This window comes from Saccharomonospora azurea NA-128, assembly GCF_000231055.2.
GTDB classification, from domain to species: Bacteria; Actinomycetota; Actinomycetes; order Mycobacteriales; family Pseudonocardiaceae; genus Saccharomonospora; species Saccharomonospora azurea.
Genome location: NZ_CM001466.1, coordinates 3,558,446 through 3,572,183 on the forward strand (window position 1 = coordinate 3,558,446; position 13,738 = coordinate 3,572,183).

Sequence of the window (13,738 nt, forward strand, 5' to 3'; positions counted from 1 at the left end):
CGCGGCGTCAGTGGAGGTCGGTCGGCCTCAGTTGAGGTGCAGCCGGTTCTCGAAGGCGTCGACCAGGGTGCGCCACGCCTGCTGCTCCTCGTCGAACGGCGGGCTCGGGGTGAGCCTCGTCGGGTCGGGCCGCAGCACGAAGGACACCAGCCAGCCCAGACGCTCCGAGGTGGCCAGCGCCTTCGCCACCTCGTCGTCACCGGCCCAGTCGGAGGCGTCCCGCAGCAGCTCCACGGCGAGCTCCAGCTGCGTGGGGTCGATCGCGTCGACGCCGTCGGCGATGTCCTCGTCGAGCCCGGCCAGGACGTAGGTGTTGTCCGGGTCGACGTCGACGTCCAGCTCACCCGCGGTGGCCGCCGCCAGCACCTCGTCCCATGTGGAGACCTCGGCGATGTCGGTGTGGGCGAGGTTCCCGCCGTCGGCCAGCGCCCTCGCGAGCGCGCGTTCCGACGGGTACACCTCGATGATGCCGTCGGAGCCGAGGAACACCGGCTCGTCGTCGAGATAGCAGCGCAGCGTGTAGTAGTCGCGCGACGACAGCTGGATCTTGATCGGGTCGATGCCGACCTCGGCCCAGAAGCCAGCGGGTTCGTCGTCGTCGTAATCCTCGTCGGATTCCGCGTCGGACTCCTCGTCCGAATCCGAGGAGTCACGGTCGACCGGGTCGATGTCGTCGAGGTCGCTGTCGGTGTCCACTCCGGCCTCGGCCTCGGCCGACTCCTCGTGGAACGCCGCGAGCTCCTCGGCGGTGGCGTCCAGCGTCGCCGAGTCGACGTCGGGCACGGTGACGAGGTCGTCGATGGCGTCGAGGACCACGTCCCACTTCTCCGACACCGTCTTCGACAGCTCGTTCCACAGCCGCGCGCCCTCACGACCGCTGAAGGGCAGCTGGCCCTGGTCGAGCAGGGAGAACGCGTCGGAGCTGTCGAGGACCTCGTGCACCTCGTCCAGCTCGCACACGTCGGCGAGCGCGCGCACGATGTTGACGATCTCGGCGAGCTCCGCCAGTGTCCAGGAGTCGGGCTCCTCGGCGACGAGCTCGGGCACGCCCACGAGGTCGAAGCAGTGGTCGTCGTCCGGGATGAGTTCCGGCACGTTCAGCGCCGGCACGGCCTCCCACGCGGGGTGGTCGCTGAGGTCGTGCTCCCGGGCCGTGCGTACGTACGCGGCGAGGTGCGCGGCGTCGGGGAACGCGTAGAGGTCATCCTCGTCGCCGAGGAACGCCTCCCACTCCTCGCCGTCCTCGCGCCATCGTGGCGCCCACAGGGTCACCAGATCGCCTTGTGGCAGCCCGAGTTCGATCGGGATGATATCCTGTGCCATTCCGCCCTCCGGAAACACCTGTGCACGAGCCGGCTCTCGGCGTTCGAAACCGGACGTGTTAGCCGAAGCCTACGGGTTCCGGCTTCGCGCCGCGATCACCCCTCACGGGATCGGCACATCAGTGACACGATCTAAGGCACGATGACTGACTTTCTCACAAACCGCCTTCCGGGCGACACCGATCCTGACGCGCTCTTTGACGCCTTCGCCACGTGGGCGGAGGACCGCGGTCTCGAGTTGTACCCGGCGCAGGAGGAGGCGCTCATCGAGCTCGTGTCGGGGGCGAACGTGATCCTCTCGACGCCGACGGGCTCGGGGAAGAGCCTCGTGGCGGTGGGCGCCCACTTCGCCGCGCTGGCCGACGGCAGGCGCAGCTTCTACACCGCGCCGATCAAGGCGCTGGTGTCGGAGAAGTTCTTCTCTCTCGTCGAGATCTTCGGCGCGGACAACGTCGGGATGATGACCGGCGACTCCAACGTCAATCCCGACGCCCCGATCATCTGCTGCACCGCGGAGATCCTGGCGAACCTCGCGTTGCGCCTGGGCCCGGACACCGGCGTCGAGGAGATCGGTCAGGTCGTCGCCGACGAGTTCCACTTCTACTCCGAGCCCGACCGGGGCTGGGCGTGGCAGGTGCCGCTGCTGGAGCTGCCGAACGCGCAGTTCCTCCTCATGTCCGCGACGCTCGGTGACGTGACCTTCTTCGAGAAGGACCTCACCCGGCGCACCGGCCGGTCCACGGCCGTGGTGACCTCGGCGCAGCGCCCGGTGCCGCTGACGTTCCGGTACGCGATGACGCCGATCCACGAGACCGTGTCGGAGCTCGTGCACTCGAACCAGGCGCCCGTGTACATCGTGCACTTCTCCCAGGCCGCCGCCGTGGAGCGGGCGCAGGCGCTGATGAGCATCAACGTGTGCTCGCGCGCGGAGAAGGACGCCATCGCCGAGGCCCTCGGCGACTTCCGGTTCTCGGCCGGGTTCGGTCGCACCCTGTCGCGGCTGGTGCGCCACGGGATCGGCGTCCACCACGCCGGAATGCTGCCCAAGTACCGGCGGCTCGTCGAACAGCTCGCGCAGGCCGGGCTGCTGAAACTGATCTGCGGCACCGACACGCTCGGCGTGGGCATCAACGTGCCCATCCGCACCGTGGTGTTGTCGGCGTTGACGAAGTTCGACGGCACGCGGCAGCGCCACCTCAAGGCACGCGAGTTCCACCAGATCGCGGGCCGGGCGGGCCGCGCGGGCTACGACACCGACGGCTACGTGGTGGTGCAGGCGCCCGACCACGTCATCGAGAACGCCAAGGCGCTGGAGAAGGCGGGCGACGACCCGAAGAAGAAGCGCAAGATCGTGCGCAAGAAGGCGCCCGAGGGGTTCGTCAACTGGACCGACAGCACGTTCGACCGGCTCGTGGCCGCCGAACCCGAGCCGCTCACGTCGAGCTTCAAGGTCAGCCACTCCATGCTGCTCAACGTCATCTCGCGGCCGGGCGACGCGTTCGCCCACATGCGGCGGCTGCTGGAGGACAACCACGAGGACCGGCCCGCGCAGCGCAAGCACATCCTGAGGGCCATCGCGATCTACCGCGCGCTGCTCGCGGCGGGCGTGGTGGAGGAGCTCGACGAGCCCGACGAGGAGGGCCGCCGGGTCCGCCTCACCGTGGACCTGCAACTCGACTTCGCGCTGAACCAGCCGTTGTCCCCGTTGGCGCTGGCCTCGATCGAGCTGCTCGACCCGGAGTCGCCGTCGTACGCGCTCGACGTGGTGTCGATCGTCGAGGCCACTGTGGACGATCCGAAGCAGGTGTTGGCGCAGCAGCAGTTCAAGGCCCGCAACGAGGCGATCGCGGCCATGAAGGCCGAGGGCATCGAGTACGAGCAGCGGATGGAGCTGCTGGAGGACGTCACCTACCCGAAGCCGCTGGAGGACCTGCTGGAGGCGGCGTACTCGCGGTACCGGGAAGGCCAGCCGTGGGTCGCCGACTACCGACTCTCGCCGAAGTCGGTCGTGCGCGACATGTACGAGCGCGCGATGAACTTCGTCGAGTACATCGGCTACTACGGGCTCGCGCGCTCGGAGGGCGTGCTGCTGCGCTATCTCGCCGACACCTACGACGCGCTGCGCCGGACCGTGCCGGACGACGCGAAGACCGAGCCGCTGCAGGATCTGATCGAGTGGCTCGGCGAGCTGGTGCGGCAGGTCGACTCCAGCCTGCTCGACGAGTGGGAGGCCCTGCGCCACCCCGACGAGGTCGAGCTCGACGACTCCGGCAGGCCCGCGCAAACCGGGGGGCCGCCGCCGGTCACCCGCAACGAACGCGCCTTCCGGGTGCTCGTCCGCAACGAGATGTTCCGCCGGGTGCAGCTCGCCGCCCGCGAGGACTACGAGGCCCTGGGCGAACTCGACGCCGAGTCCGGTTGGGACGCCGAGGCGTGGGAGGACGCGCTGGCCGACTACTTCGACACCTACGACGAGATCCGCACCGGACCCGACGCGCGGGGCCCGGCGTTGTTGCTCATCGAGCAGGAGCCGGATCTCTGGCGGGTCCGGCAGATCCTCGACGACCCCGACGGCAACCACGACTGGAGCATCACCGCCGAGGTCGATCTCGCCGCCTCGGACGAGGCGGGCCAAGCCGTGATCCGGCTGGTGGACGTCGGCGAGACCTGAGCCGTCCGCCGGCGTGTCCGCCGTTCCCGTACGCGTGTCCGCGCTCTACGCACGCGTGTTCGCACTTCGGGGACACCGGCGGTCCGGCGCAAGAGCGTTCCCTACCGCCGTCCGTCCGTCGGCCGAGCGGCCGATCTCGGCGCGATCACCCGGCCATGCGGCTGATCTGCCGTCCCCAGCGGTCACGGCACCCTTCTTCCCATTCGCTGACTACCGAGGGGAGTGAACCGCGTGCGCTGGGGATGGTGCTGTTCCGACGGCGTGTCCGCGCTTCTCGCACGCGTGTCCGCGTCTCCCGCGCGCATGTCGGCGTTTCCCGTACGGCGGCGCCGTTGTCTCGCGCCGACCGTGCAGCGCTCCACCGTCCACCGGACAACGGCCGGTGAGGAGCGAGTCATCCATCACTGAGGGGAGTTCATTAGTGCATTCCAGACTCAGGCGCACCGGAGGTGCCGCCATGACGGCGCTGGGGGTGGTGACCGTCATGGTGGCGGGTGCTGCCGTCTCGGCGGTGCCCGCGCACGCGGAATCCGCACCGGCAGCGGCCACGTCGGCCACCCGCGGGGCCACGGTCGTCACGCTGGTGACCGGCGACCGCGTGATCCTCCGTGGGCCCGGTGGGACCGATGCCGAGTTCGTACCCGCCGAGGGCCGCGAGAAGGTGGGGTATCGCCAGTACATCGAGCACGATGCGGTGTTCGTCGTTCCGAACGATGCCGCGGCGTTGATCGCGGACGGCACGCTCGACAAGCGACTGTTCGACGTCACCGCGTTGGTCGACGCGGGCTATCACGACGGCGCGCGCGACGACGTGCCCGTGCTCGTGTCGTACCGCGAAGGGCAGGCGGCCGCGGCGGGAATCCAGTCGCGGACGACGGCGGACGGTGCCGCGGAACAGACCCGCTCCCTGGCCGCCATCGGCGGTGCCGCGCTGGAGGCGGTGAAGGCTGAGGCGAGCACGTTCTGGGACAACGTTCGCCCGATGCTGAAGCCAGGCGCGGAGATCGAGCGGTTGTGGCTCGACGCGCCAGTGAAGGCGACGCTGGCCGAGAGCGTGCCGCAGATCGGGGCACCCGAGGCGTGGGACAGCGGTCACACCGGCAAGGGGGTCCGCGTCGCTGTGCTCGACACCGGCATCGACGCCGACCACCCGGACCTCAAGGACGCGGTGGTGGAGGCGAAGGACTTCACCGGCAGTGGCAGCCCCGACGACGGCCAGGGCCACGGCACGCACGTGGCCGGGATCATCACCGGTGACGGCGCTGTGAGCGACGGCAAGTACCAGGGTGTCGCGCCGGACGCCGAGCTCGTGGTGGGCAAGGTGCTCGACGACGGCGGTGGCGGCCAGGAGTCGTGGATCCTCGCCGGGATGGAGTGGGCCGCGGAAAACGCGTCGGTGGTGAACATGAGCCTGGGCGGTAACGCCACGGACGGCACCGACCCGATGTCGCAGGCGCTGAACCGTCTCACCGAGGAGACCGGGACGTTGTTCGTGGTCGCCGCAGGAAACTCGGGCGCCGACGAGTCCGTGTCCACTCCGGGCACGGCCGACGCCGCGTTGACGGTGGGTGCGGTGGCCAAGGACGACCAGCTTGCTCCGTTCTCCAGCCGTGGCCCTCGGGTCGGCGACGGGGCGATCAAGCCGGACGTCACGGCACCGGGCGTGGACATCGCCGCCGCCCAGGCCGACGGCACGCAGTTGGGGGAGCCGGCGGGCGACGGGTACGTCACGGCGTCCGGCACGTCGATGGCCTCGCCGCATGTCGCCGGTGCTGCGGCGTTGTTGGCGCAGCAGCACACCGACTGGGACGCCGACGAGCTGAAGGCCGCCCTGATGGGCAGTGCCCAGGCCCACGACGAGCTCACCGTGTTCGAGCAGGGTGCGGGCCGCATCGACGTGCCCGCTGCTCTCGGGCAGTCGGTGCTCGCCTCGCCCGCGAGCCTAAGCCTGGGCGTCGTGGAATGGCCGCACACCGACGACAAGCCGGTGCAGGAGACCGTCACCTACACGAACGTCTCGGACGAGCCGGTCACACTGGATCTGGCGGGCGAGCTGTCCGGCCCCGAAGGCCCCGCGCCGGAGGGCATGATCACCGTCGAGCCCGCGCAGCTGACGGTGCCCGCCGGAGGCAAGGCCGAGGCGACGGTCACCGTCGACACCCGCGTCGGCGGGGCTGACGGCACCTACAGCGGCACGGTGACCGCCGCCATCGGCGACACCACGGTCCGCACCCCGGTCGGCATCGAGAAAGAACTCGAGAGCTACGACGTCGATCTCACGGTGCTCGACCGCGACGGGAACGTCGCGAAGAATCTCTACGTCTTCATGGTGCGCCACAACGCCAAATGGTCCATCGGGGACAACTACGAATCCGGTGAGATCTCGCTGAGGCTGCCGAAGGACGACTACTTCCTCGAAATTTCCATCGACGACGACTACACCGTCCCCGGTTCCACGATGTTCCTGGAGCCGGCCGTCACCGTGGACGGCGACCGGACCCTCGTGCTGGACGCGCGGGACGCCAAGCCGGTGGAGGTCGCGGTGGACGAACCGGAGGCCGAAATCGGCCTGGTGGAGATCCGCGCTCTCATGGAGACGAACGGGTACCCCGAAGTCGGCGTCATCACCGGCGACAGCAACCTGGACGGCATGTACATCCGGCCGTCCGAGACGGCGGCGGAGACGTTCGAGTTCACGCTGGAGACCGAACACGCCCGACCGGACGGCGAGGGCAGCTACGTCGGCAGCCCGTACGCCTACCACCTGCGTCAGTCGGAACCACGCGGGGTGCCGGACGATCTGACGCACGAGTTCTCGACCGACGAGCTGGCGAAGGTCACCAACGTCCACAGTGACGCCGGAGCCGGCGCCCACGGTGAGCGAGAACTGGTGTCGGGGCCGTTGCCCTTCAGCGTCACCGACTACTACACGCCGGACACTGCGTGGACAGCGCGCTTGTGGCTGAGCCAGACGCCCGACGACTATGCGGGCTCCGCGGGCTACCTGTCGCACATGGAGGTGTTCAAGCGGGGCGACAACGGTGAGCGTCGATGGAACACGCCTGTGTTCGGCCCGGCGTTCCCGTCCGTCGAGGGCGCCATGTGGGCGGTCCGGCACGAGAACGATCTGATGCTGGACCTGCCGTTGCACAGCGACGCCCATCCCGGCAGCGCCGGCTACTTCCCGACGGACGGGGTCACCGAGCTGTACCGCGACGGTGAGCTCGTCGCCGACACCGACTACGCGGGTTTCGGGTACTTCACGGTTCCCGCGGAGCCGGGCGAGTACCGCCTGGTGACGGAGGCCGGCGACACGGGCGTGACGCCGTTGTCGCGCACCGTCCGGGGTGAGTGGACGTTCCGGTCGGAGCATGTGGAGACCATGACGGACGTGCCGTTGCTCGCGGTGCGGTTCGCACCGGAGCTCGGTGACGACGACGTCGCGAAGCCCGGGGAGAAGGTGCGCATTCCCGTCACGGTGGACCGTAACGGTCTGGCCGAGGGACCCGAGGTGGAGTCGCTGCGCGTCGAGGTGTCGTTCGACGGCGGGACGTCGTGGCGGTCCGTGCCGCACAAGAACGGCGCCGTCACGGTGAAGGCGCCGAAGAGCGCGGAGGACGTGTCGTTGCGCGCGGAGGCGAAGGACGCCGACGGCAACACCGTGAAGCAGACCATCATCGGTGCCTACCTGGTCCGCTGACGAACGTGGGGCGCGGAACCGCCGTCTCCCGGCGTGTCCGCGCCCCACGCACGCGTGTCCGCACTTCCCGCACGCGTGTCCGCACTTCCCGTACGGCGTCAGACCCCCATGGGATGCCACACGGTCTTCGGCTCCAGGTACGCGCGCAGGCGTCCGAGCCCGGGGCGGGAGGTCCAGTCCGGTTCGCCCTCGGGCACCTCGAGCACGCGCTTCACGGTCCCCGCCGCTTCCCGGGCGATCTCGACCCGGCCCGCCGAATCAGCGCCGGTGGGGTCGACGGCGTTGACGTCGGCGTGCGACGCGAGCCACGTCCCCAGTTCCGCCGCCCGCCCGGTCAGCATGTTCACCACGCCACCCGGCACGTCCGACGTCGCCAGCACCTCCGACAGCGTGATGGCGGGCAACGGCCGTTCCGCGCTGCTCACGACCACGGCGCTGCAGCCGGTGGCGAGCACGGGCGCCACGACACTCACCAGTCCGAGCAGCGACGACGTCTGCGGGGCCAGCACGCCCACGACGCCCGTCGGCTCGGGCACGGTGAAGGAGAAGTACGGTCCGGCGACCGGATTGGCCGCGCCGAACACGCTCGCGACCTTGTCGGTCCACCCGGCGTACCACACCCACCGGTCCACTGCGGCGTCCACAACGGACTCCGCCTTGCGCTGCGACAGACCCTCGCTCGCGGCCACCTCGGCGACGAACTGGTCGCGTCGGCCTTCCATCACCTCGGCCACGCGGTACAGCACCTGTCCGCGGTTGTACGCGGTCGCCCCCGACCAGCCGCCGAACGCCTTGCGCGCGGCCACCACGGCGTCGCGGAGGTCCTTGCGCGAGGCGTGGGAGGCGTTGGCGAGGAACCGGCCCTTGGCGTCGGTCACGGGGTAGGTCCGCCCCGACTCCGAGCGCGGGAACTTGCCGCCGATGAACAGCTTGTAGGTCTTCGCCACCTCAACCCTGGACATGCAGGTACGCCTCCAGACCCGTCCGGCCGCCCTCGCGCCCGAATCCTGATTCCTTGTAGCCACCGAACGGTGCGGCGGGATCGAACCGGTTGAACGTGTTGGCCCACACCACGCCCGCGCGCAGCCGGTCGGCCATCCACAGGATGCGGGAGCCCTTCTCCGTCCACACTCCCGCGGAGAGCCCGTAGGGCGTGTTGTTCGCCTTGGCGACGGCCTCGTCCGGCGTGCGGAACGTCAGCACCGACAGCACCGGGCCGAAGATCTCCTCGCGCGCGATGCGCATGGACTGTTCGACGCCGGAGAACACCGTGGGCGCGAAGAACCAGCCCTTATCCGGCACCGGGCACGAGCTGGTCCACCGCTGCGCGCCGTCCTGCTCGCCCGAGGCGACCAGCTCCTTGATCTTCGCGAGCTGTTCGGGCGAGTTGATGGCGCCGATGTCGGTGTTCTTGTCGAGCGGGTCGCCGAGCCGCAACGTCGACACCCGCGCGCGGAGCTTGTCGAGGAGCTCGTCGGCGATCGACTCCTGCACCAGCAGGCGCGAGCCCGCGCAGCACACGTGGCCCTGGTTGAAGAAGATGCCGTTGACGATCCCCTCGACGGCCTGGTCGAGCGGGGCGTCGTCGAAGACGACGTTGGCGGCCTTCCCACCGAGTTCGAGGGTGAGGCGCTTGCGCGTGCCCGCGAGCGTGCGCTGGATGTGCTTGCCGACCTCGGTGGAGCCGGTGAACGCGACCTTGTCGACGTCCGGGTGCTCCACCACGGCGGCGCCGATGTCGCCGGCACCGGGCACGATGTTCACCACGCCCGGCGGGAGATCGGCCTGCTGGCAGATCTCGGCGAACACGAGCGCCGTCAGCGGGGTGGTCTCGGCGGGCTTGAGCACCACCGTGTTGCCGGTGGCCAGCGCGGGCGCGACCTTCCACGCGAGCATCAGCAGCGGGAAGTTCCAGGGGATGACCTGGCCGGCCACGCCGAGCGGGCGCGGGTCGGGACCGAATCCGGCGTAGTCGAGCTTGTCGGCCCACCCGGCGTGGTAGAAGAAGTGCGCGGCGGCCGTGGGCACGTCGCTGTCGCGCGACTCCTTGATGGGCTTGCCGTTGTCCAGCGTCTCCAGCACGGCGAGTTCCCGCGCGCGCTCCTGGATGAGGCGGGCGAGGCGGAAGACGTACTTCGCCCGCTCGGTGCCCGGCATCGGGCCCCACACCCGCTCGTAGGCCTTCCTCGCGGCCTTCACCGCCGTGTCCACATCGGACGCGCTGGCGGTGCCGACCTCGGCGAGGACCTCCTCCGTGGCGGGGTTGACGGTCTTGCTGGGGTCACCGGAACCGTCGACGAACTCGCCGCCGATGAACGGCCGGTACTTCGGCTTCAGGTTCGCGATGTCGCGCGACTCGGGCGCGGGCGCGTATTCCCACTGGCTCACGATCAGTCCAATGCGAGGTAGTCGGGGCCGCTGTAGTGGCCGGAAATCTGGGTGCGCCGCTGCAGGAGCAGGTCGTTGAGCAGGCTGGAGGCACCGAAGCGGAACAGCGACGGCGTGAGCCACTCCTCGCCGGCGACCTCGCGCACGGCGACGAGGTACCGCACGGCGTCCTTGGTGGTGCGGATCCCGCCCGCGGGCTTCACACCGCGCAGCTCGCCCGTGGCGGTGTACCAGTCGCGTACCGCCTGCAGCATCACGTGGGTCACCGGCAACGTCGCGGCGGGCGACACCTTGCCGGTGGAGGTCTTGATGAAGTCGCCACCGGCGAGCAGGGCGAGCCACGACGCCCGGCGGACGTTGTCGTAGGTCGCGAGTTCACCGGTTTCGAGGATGACCTTCAGGTGCGCGTCGCCGCAGGCCTGTTTGACGGCCTGGATCTCCTCGAACACCTGGCCGTAGCGGCCGGAGAGGAAGGCGCCGCGGTCGATCACCATGTCGACCTCGGAGGCGCCGGCCGACACCGCGAGCGCCACGTCCGCGAGTTTCACGTCGCGGCTCGACCGTCCCGACGGGAACGCGGTCGCCACACTCGCGACGGCGATGTCGGCACCGGCGAGCGCCTCGACGGCGGTGGCGGCGAGATCGGGATAGACGCACACGGCGGCCACGTGCGGTGTGTCCGGGAAGTCGGGGTCGGGTCGCCGTGCCTTCGCGGCCAGCGAGCGGACTTTGCCAGGGGTGTCGGCACCCTCCAACGTGGTCAGATCGACCATCGAGATCGCGGTGTCGATCGCCCACAGCTTGGAGGCCTTCTTGATGCTGCGGGTGGCCAGGCTCGCGGCACGCTGTTCGACGCCGACCTGGTCCACCCCGGGCAAGCCGTGCAGGAACCGGCGCAGACTGCGTTCGTCGCGGACGGCGTCGGTGAGCTCGGCCGGCAGGGTAGCTGTTGCCATGGCCGAAAGCGTAGCCCGATCGACGTGAGCGACCAGGGCCGATCGGCTACTCGATCTCCTTGATCTTGTCGCGGGGAACGCGCTTGACCTCGACACCGCCCCAGAAGGCCAGTCCCGTGACCTTCACGACCGGAGCTCCGGGCGGAGCCGTCGGCGACGCGCCCTTCTTGTTCTTCGTCTCGAAGGCGCCCATGATGCCCACGCCCGTGACCTCGACGGTGATGTCGTCCGGGACGATCACCTCGATGCCGCCCATGATCGCCACAGCGGTGATCGTGGAGTACGCCTCCGCGAAACGGGCGTGCCGCAGGTCGATCTGGATCCCGCCCCAGAAGGCGAAGCTGTTGTGCTGGCGGGGCAGCACCCACACGCCCTTGCGGTCGGCGCCCGCCATCACCGCGATGGACGTCGTCGAGCCCGGAGTGCCTCCGATGAGCCGCGAGGGCGAGGACGACGGCGTGGTCGACACCGCAGCCGACGGATCCGCCAGTGCCGGCAGCGCCGTGTCGTCCGCGGGGAGGTCGGCCATCACGGGTTCGAGCTCGCCGAGCGTCTTGGCCGCGTACACCTGGTCGAGCCGTTCCTCGAGCTCGTTGAGCGTGATCCGCCCCTCGCCCATGGCCCTGTGCAGGACCTGGGCGACCCGTTCCCGGTCGGCATCCGATGCCCGAAGTTGTTTCGGGTCACGACGAGAGGGCTGTTCGCTCACGCCTCTTACCTTAACGCCGGGGGAGCCGACGTCATGATCTCCGTCACCGAACGGTGCGGGTCAGAGCCGGGGAGGGTCGTCGTGCGCGCCGCGCAGCACGCAGAACTCGTTGCCCTCGGGGTCGGCGAGCACGGCCCATCCGGTGCCGTCGGGGCGACGTCGGTCGTCCACGAGCGTGGCCCCGATCCCGAGCAGGCGCTGCACCTCCTCGTCGCGCGGTACGTCCGGGCGGAGGCAGAAGTGCAGCCGGTTCTTCACCGTCTTCGGCTCGGGAACCTGAATGAAGAGGATGTTCCGGTCGCCGAGCTCGATGAGCGTCTCGGGGTCACCGGGCTGGTCCTCGGCCGACAAAGGGACGTCGAGTACCCGGCTCCACCACCGACCCAGCTCGTAGGCGTCGGCACAGTCCACCACGATGTTCTCGATGCTGCTTCCCATCTCGGGGACCGTGCCCGAAGCGGAGCTGCACCACAATCGGTTTTCCCGCGCATCGGAGCGGCCCGTGTCCGCCGTTAGAGTGGCGGACATGGACGTACTCGTCGTCGAACACCCGCTGGCCAAGGCGCGGCTGTCCACCATGCGTGACGCCCGCACCGACAGCGCGGCGTTCCGCGCAGCGTTGCAGGAGCTCACGGTCATGCTGACCTACGAGGCCATGCGCGACGCGCCGTTGACGACGGATCGCATCCACACGCCCGTGGCCAGGACCGATGCCTACCGGCTGGCCAAGCCGCCCCTGCTCGTCCCCGTGCTGCGTGCCGGGCTGGGCATGGCGGACCAGGCGCACAGGCTCATCCCGGACGCGCAGATGGGCTTCGTGGGTCTCGCTCGCGACGAGACGACGCTCGAGCCCACGCCGTACCTGGAGTCACTGCCCGAATCGCTCGCGGGCCGACCCGTGGTCGTGCTCGACCCGATGCTGGCCACCGGCGGATCGATGGAGTACACGATCAGGCTGCTCACCGACCGCGGCGCCACCGACGTGACCGCCATCTGTGCGCTCGCCGCACCGGAGGGCGTCGAGCGCCTGCGGCAGTCGGGGCTGCCGGTACGAGTGGTCACCGCGAGCGTCGACGAACGACTCAACGACTCCGGCTTCATCGTGCCCGGCCTCGGTGACGCCGGCGACCGTCTCTACGGAGCGGTCTGACCCGTCGGCTCCCGGGCCGACCGTGCCGGTGGTGCGTCCGCACCGCCGCGTCCGTGAACCGATGGGAACTCTCGACGCTTCCGTCGGTGTGCCCGCAGTCGGGCACTGTCCTCTCAACGACGCAGACCGCCCCTCGGCGCATCGCGTCCCCTGGTACCCGAACCGCGCTCGAGCCCGGTGCTGACGACGTCCACGAGCACCGTGCTCCAAGCGCTCGGAGGCCCCGCTGCGGCCGGTCGGCCCCCGAACGAGCGAAGCACGGCCCTTGACCTGCGAAGATCGAGTTAAGGGACCCCCCTGTTTCGGGGGGTTTTGGGGTTGTGTAATCTTCTTTTCGTCGCCGGGGAGACCGGCCGGGCCGGAAGGGCCGGGCGGGGTACTCGGTGGGGGATGGCGAACCAAGCTCCCGCGGTTGTGGTAGAGTGGGCCTCCCTGGTTGGGCGAGTTTCTTCATCATCTGGTTTTGGTGGTGGGGTTGGTTGCGCCCGACGGTGGAAACATACATGGTGTGTTGTTTGAGAACTCAACAGTGTGCTAGTGATTGTCAAGCTAGTAGTGCTCTTTTTGAGCCCCTTTTTGTGGGTTTCTTTGAGATGACATTTGAGTCGTCGGATTGAATTCATTGTTGGAGAGTTTGATCCTGGCTCAGGACGAACGCTGGCGGCGTGCTTAACACATGCAAGTCGAACGCTGAAGCCCAGCTTGCTGGGTGGATGAGTGGCGAACGGGTGAGTAACACGTGGGTAATCTGCCCTGTACTCTGGGATAAGCCTGGGAAACTGGGTCTAATACCGGATAGGACACACTGCCGCATGGTGGTGTGTGGAAAGCTCCGGCGGTAC

At 69.3% G+C, this 13,738-nt stretch carries 9 protein-coding genes; 3 read left to right on the forward strand and 6 right to left on the reverse strand.

Annotated features, from left to right (window positions below):
- Positions 1-27: 27 nt before the first annotated feature.
- Complete coding sequence (locus SACAZDRAFT_RS16325) at positions 28-1,323, reverse strand: hypothetical protein (RefSeq protein WP_005443521.1); 1,296 nt, start codon at positions 1,321-1,323, stop codon at positions 28-30.
- A gap of 141 nt (positions 1,324-1,464) precedes the next feature.
- Here SACAZDRAFT_RS16325 and SACAZDRAFT_RS16330 point away from each other — a divergent pair, with 141 nt between their 5' ends.
- The gene (locus SACAZDRAFT_RS16330; protein WP_005443523.1) at positions 1,465-3,993 is read left to right on the forward strand and encodes a DEAD/DEAH box helicase; all 2,529 of its coding nucleotides are present in this window, start codon (positions 1,465-1,467) and stop codon (positions 3,991-3,993) included.
- Positions 3,994-4,450: 457 nt separating this feature from the next.
- Positions 4,451-7,693, forward strand: a complete 3,243-nt coding sequence (locus tag SACAZDRAFT_RS16335) for a S8 family peptidase (protein ID WP_005443525.1) — start codon at positions 4,451-4,453, stop codon at positions 7,691-7,693.
- Between the two features lie 98 nt (positions 7,694-7,791).
- Here SACAZDRAFT_RS16335 and SACAZDRAFT_RS16340 read toward each other — a convergent pair whose 3' ends face one another.
- Genes SACAZDRAFT_RS16340 through SACAZDRAFT_RS16360 form a run of 5 tightly spaced genes read right to left on the reverse strand, consistent with a single transcriptional unit; the run spans position 7,792 to position 12,184 of the window.
- The gene (locus SACAZDRAFT_RS16340; RefSeq protein ID WP_005443527.1) at positions 7,792-8,655 is read right to left on the reverse strand and encodes an aldehyde dehydrogenase family protein; all 864 of its coding nucleotides are present in this window, start codon (positions 8,653-8,655) and stop codon (positions 7,792-7,794) included.
- The gene (locus tag SACAZDRAFT_RS16345; RefSeq protein WP_005443529.1) at positions 8,642-10,081 is read right to left on the reverse strand and encodes an aldehyde dehydrogenase family protein; all 1,440 of its coding nucleotides are present in this window, start codon (positions 10,079-10,081) and stop codon (positions 8,642-8,644) included. The genes SACAZDRAFT_RS16340 and SACAZDRAFT_RS16345 overlap by 14 nt, the downstream gene beginning before the upstream one ends.
- Before the next feature lie 2 nt (positions 10,082-10,083).
- Positions 10,084-11,037, reverse strand: a complete 954-nt coding sequence (gene deoC / locus SACAZDRAFT_RS16350; protein ID WP_005443530.1) for a deoxyribose-phosphate aldolase — start codon at positions 11,035-11,037, stop codon at positions 10,084-10,086.
- 46 nt (positions 11,038-11,083) lie between these two features.
- On the reverse strand, positions 11,084-11,746 hold the full coding sequence (locus SACAZDRAFT_RS16355; protein ID WP_005443532.1) for a DUF1707 SHOCT-like domain-containing protein: 663 nt from the start codon (positions 11,744-11,746) through the stop codon (positions 11,084-11,086).
- Positions 11,747-11,806: 60 nt separating this feature from the next.
- Positions 11,807-12,184, reverse strand: a complete 378-nt coding sequence (locus SACAZDRAFT_RS16360; RefSeq protein WP_005443534.1) for a VOC family protein — start codon at positions 12,182-12,184, stop codon at positions 11,807-11,809.
- An 88-nt stretch (positions 12,185-12,272) separates the two neighbouring features.
- On the opposite strand from SACAZDRAFT_RS16360, the gene upp reads away from it, so the two are divergent.
- Positions 12,273-12,896 (forward strand): uracil phosphoribosyltransferase, encoded by a 624-nt coding sequence (gene upp, locus SACAZDRAFT_RS16365; protein ID WP_005447239.1) that lies wholly within the window; start codon positions 12,273-12,275, stop codon positions 12,894-12,896.
- The last annotated feature ends 842 nt before the right edge of the window (positions 12,897-13,738 follow it).

Coding starts and splice junctions, on each gene's coding strand:
- deoC (WP_005443530.1), bottom strand. CDS start 11,037: ATGGCAACAGCTACCCTGCCGGCCGAGCTCACCGACGCCGTCCGCGAC.
- SACAZDRAFT_RS16360 (WP_005443534.1), bottom strand. CDS start 12,184: ATGGGAAGCAGCATCGAGAACATCGTGGTGGACTGTGCCGACGCCTAC.
- SACAZDRAFT_RS16330 (WP_005443523.1), top strand. CDS start 1,465: ATGACTGACTTTCTCACAAACCGCCTTCCGGGCGACACCGATCCTGAC.
- upp (WP_005447239.1), top strand. CDS start 12,273: ATGGACGTACTCGTCGTCGAACACCCGCTGGCCAAGGCGCGGCTGTCC.
- SACAZDRAFT_RS16325 (WP_005443521.1), bottom strand. CDS start 1,323: ATGGCACAGGATATCATCCCGATCGAACTCGGGCTGCCACAAGGCGAT.
- SACAZDRAFT_RS16335 (WP_005443525.1), top strand. CDS start 4,451: ATGACGGCGCTGGGGGTGGTGACCGTCATGGTGGCGGGTGCTGCCGTC.
- SACAZDRAFT_RS16340 (WP_005443527.1), bottom strand. CDS start 8,655: ATGTCCAGGGTTGAGGTGGCGAAGACCTACAAGCTGTTCATCGGCGGC.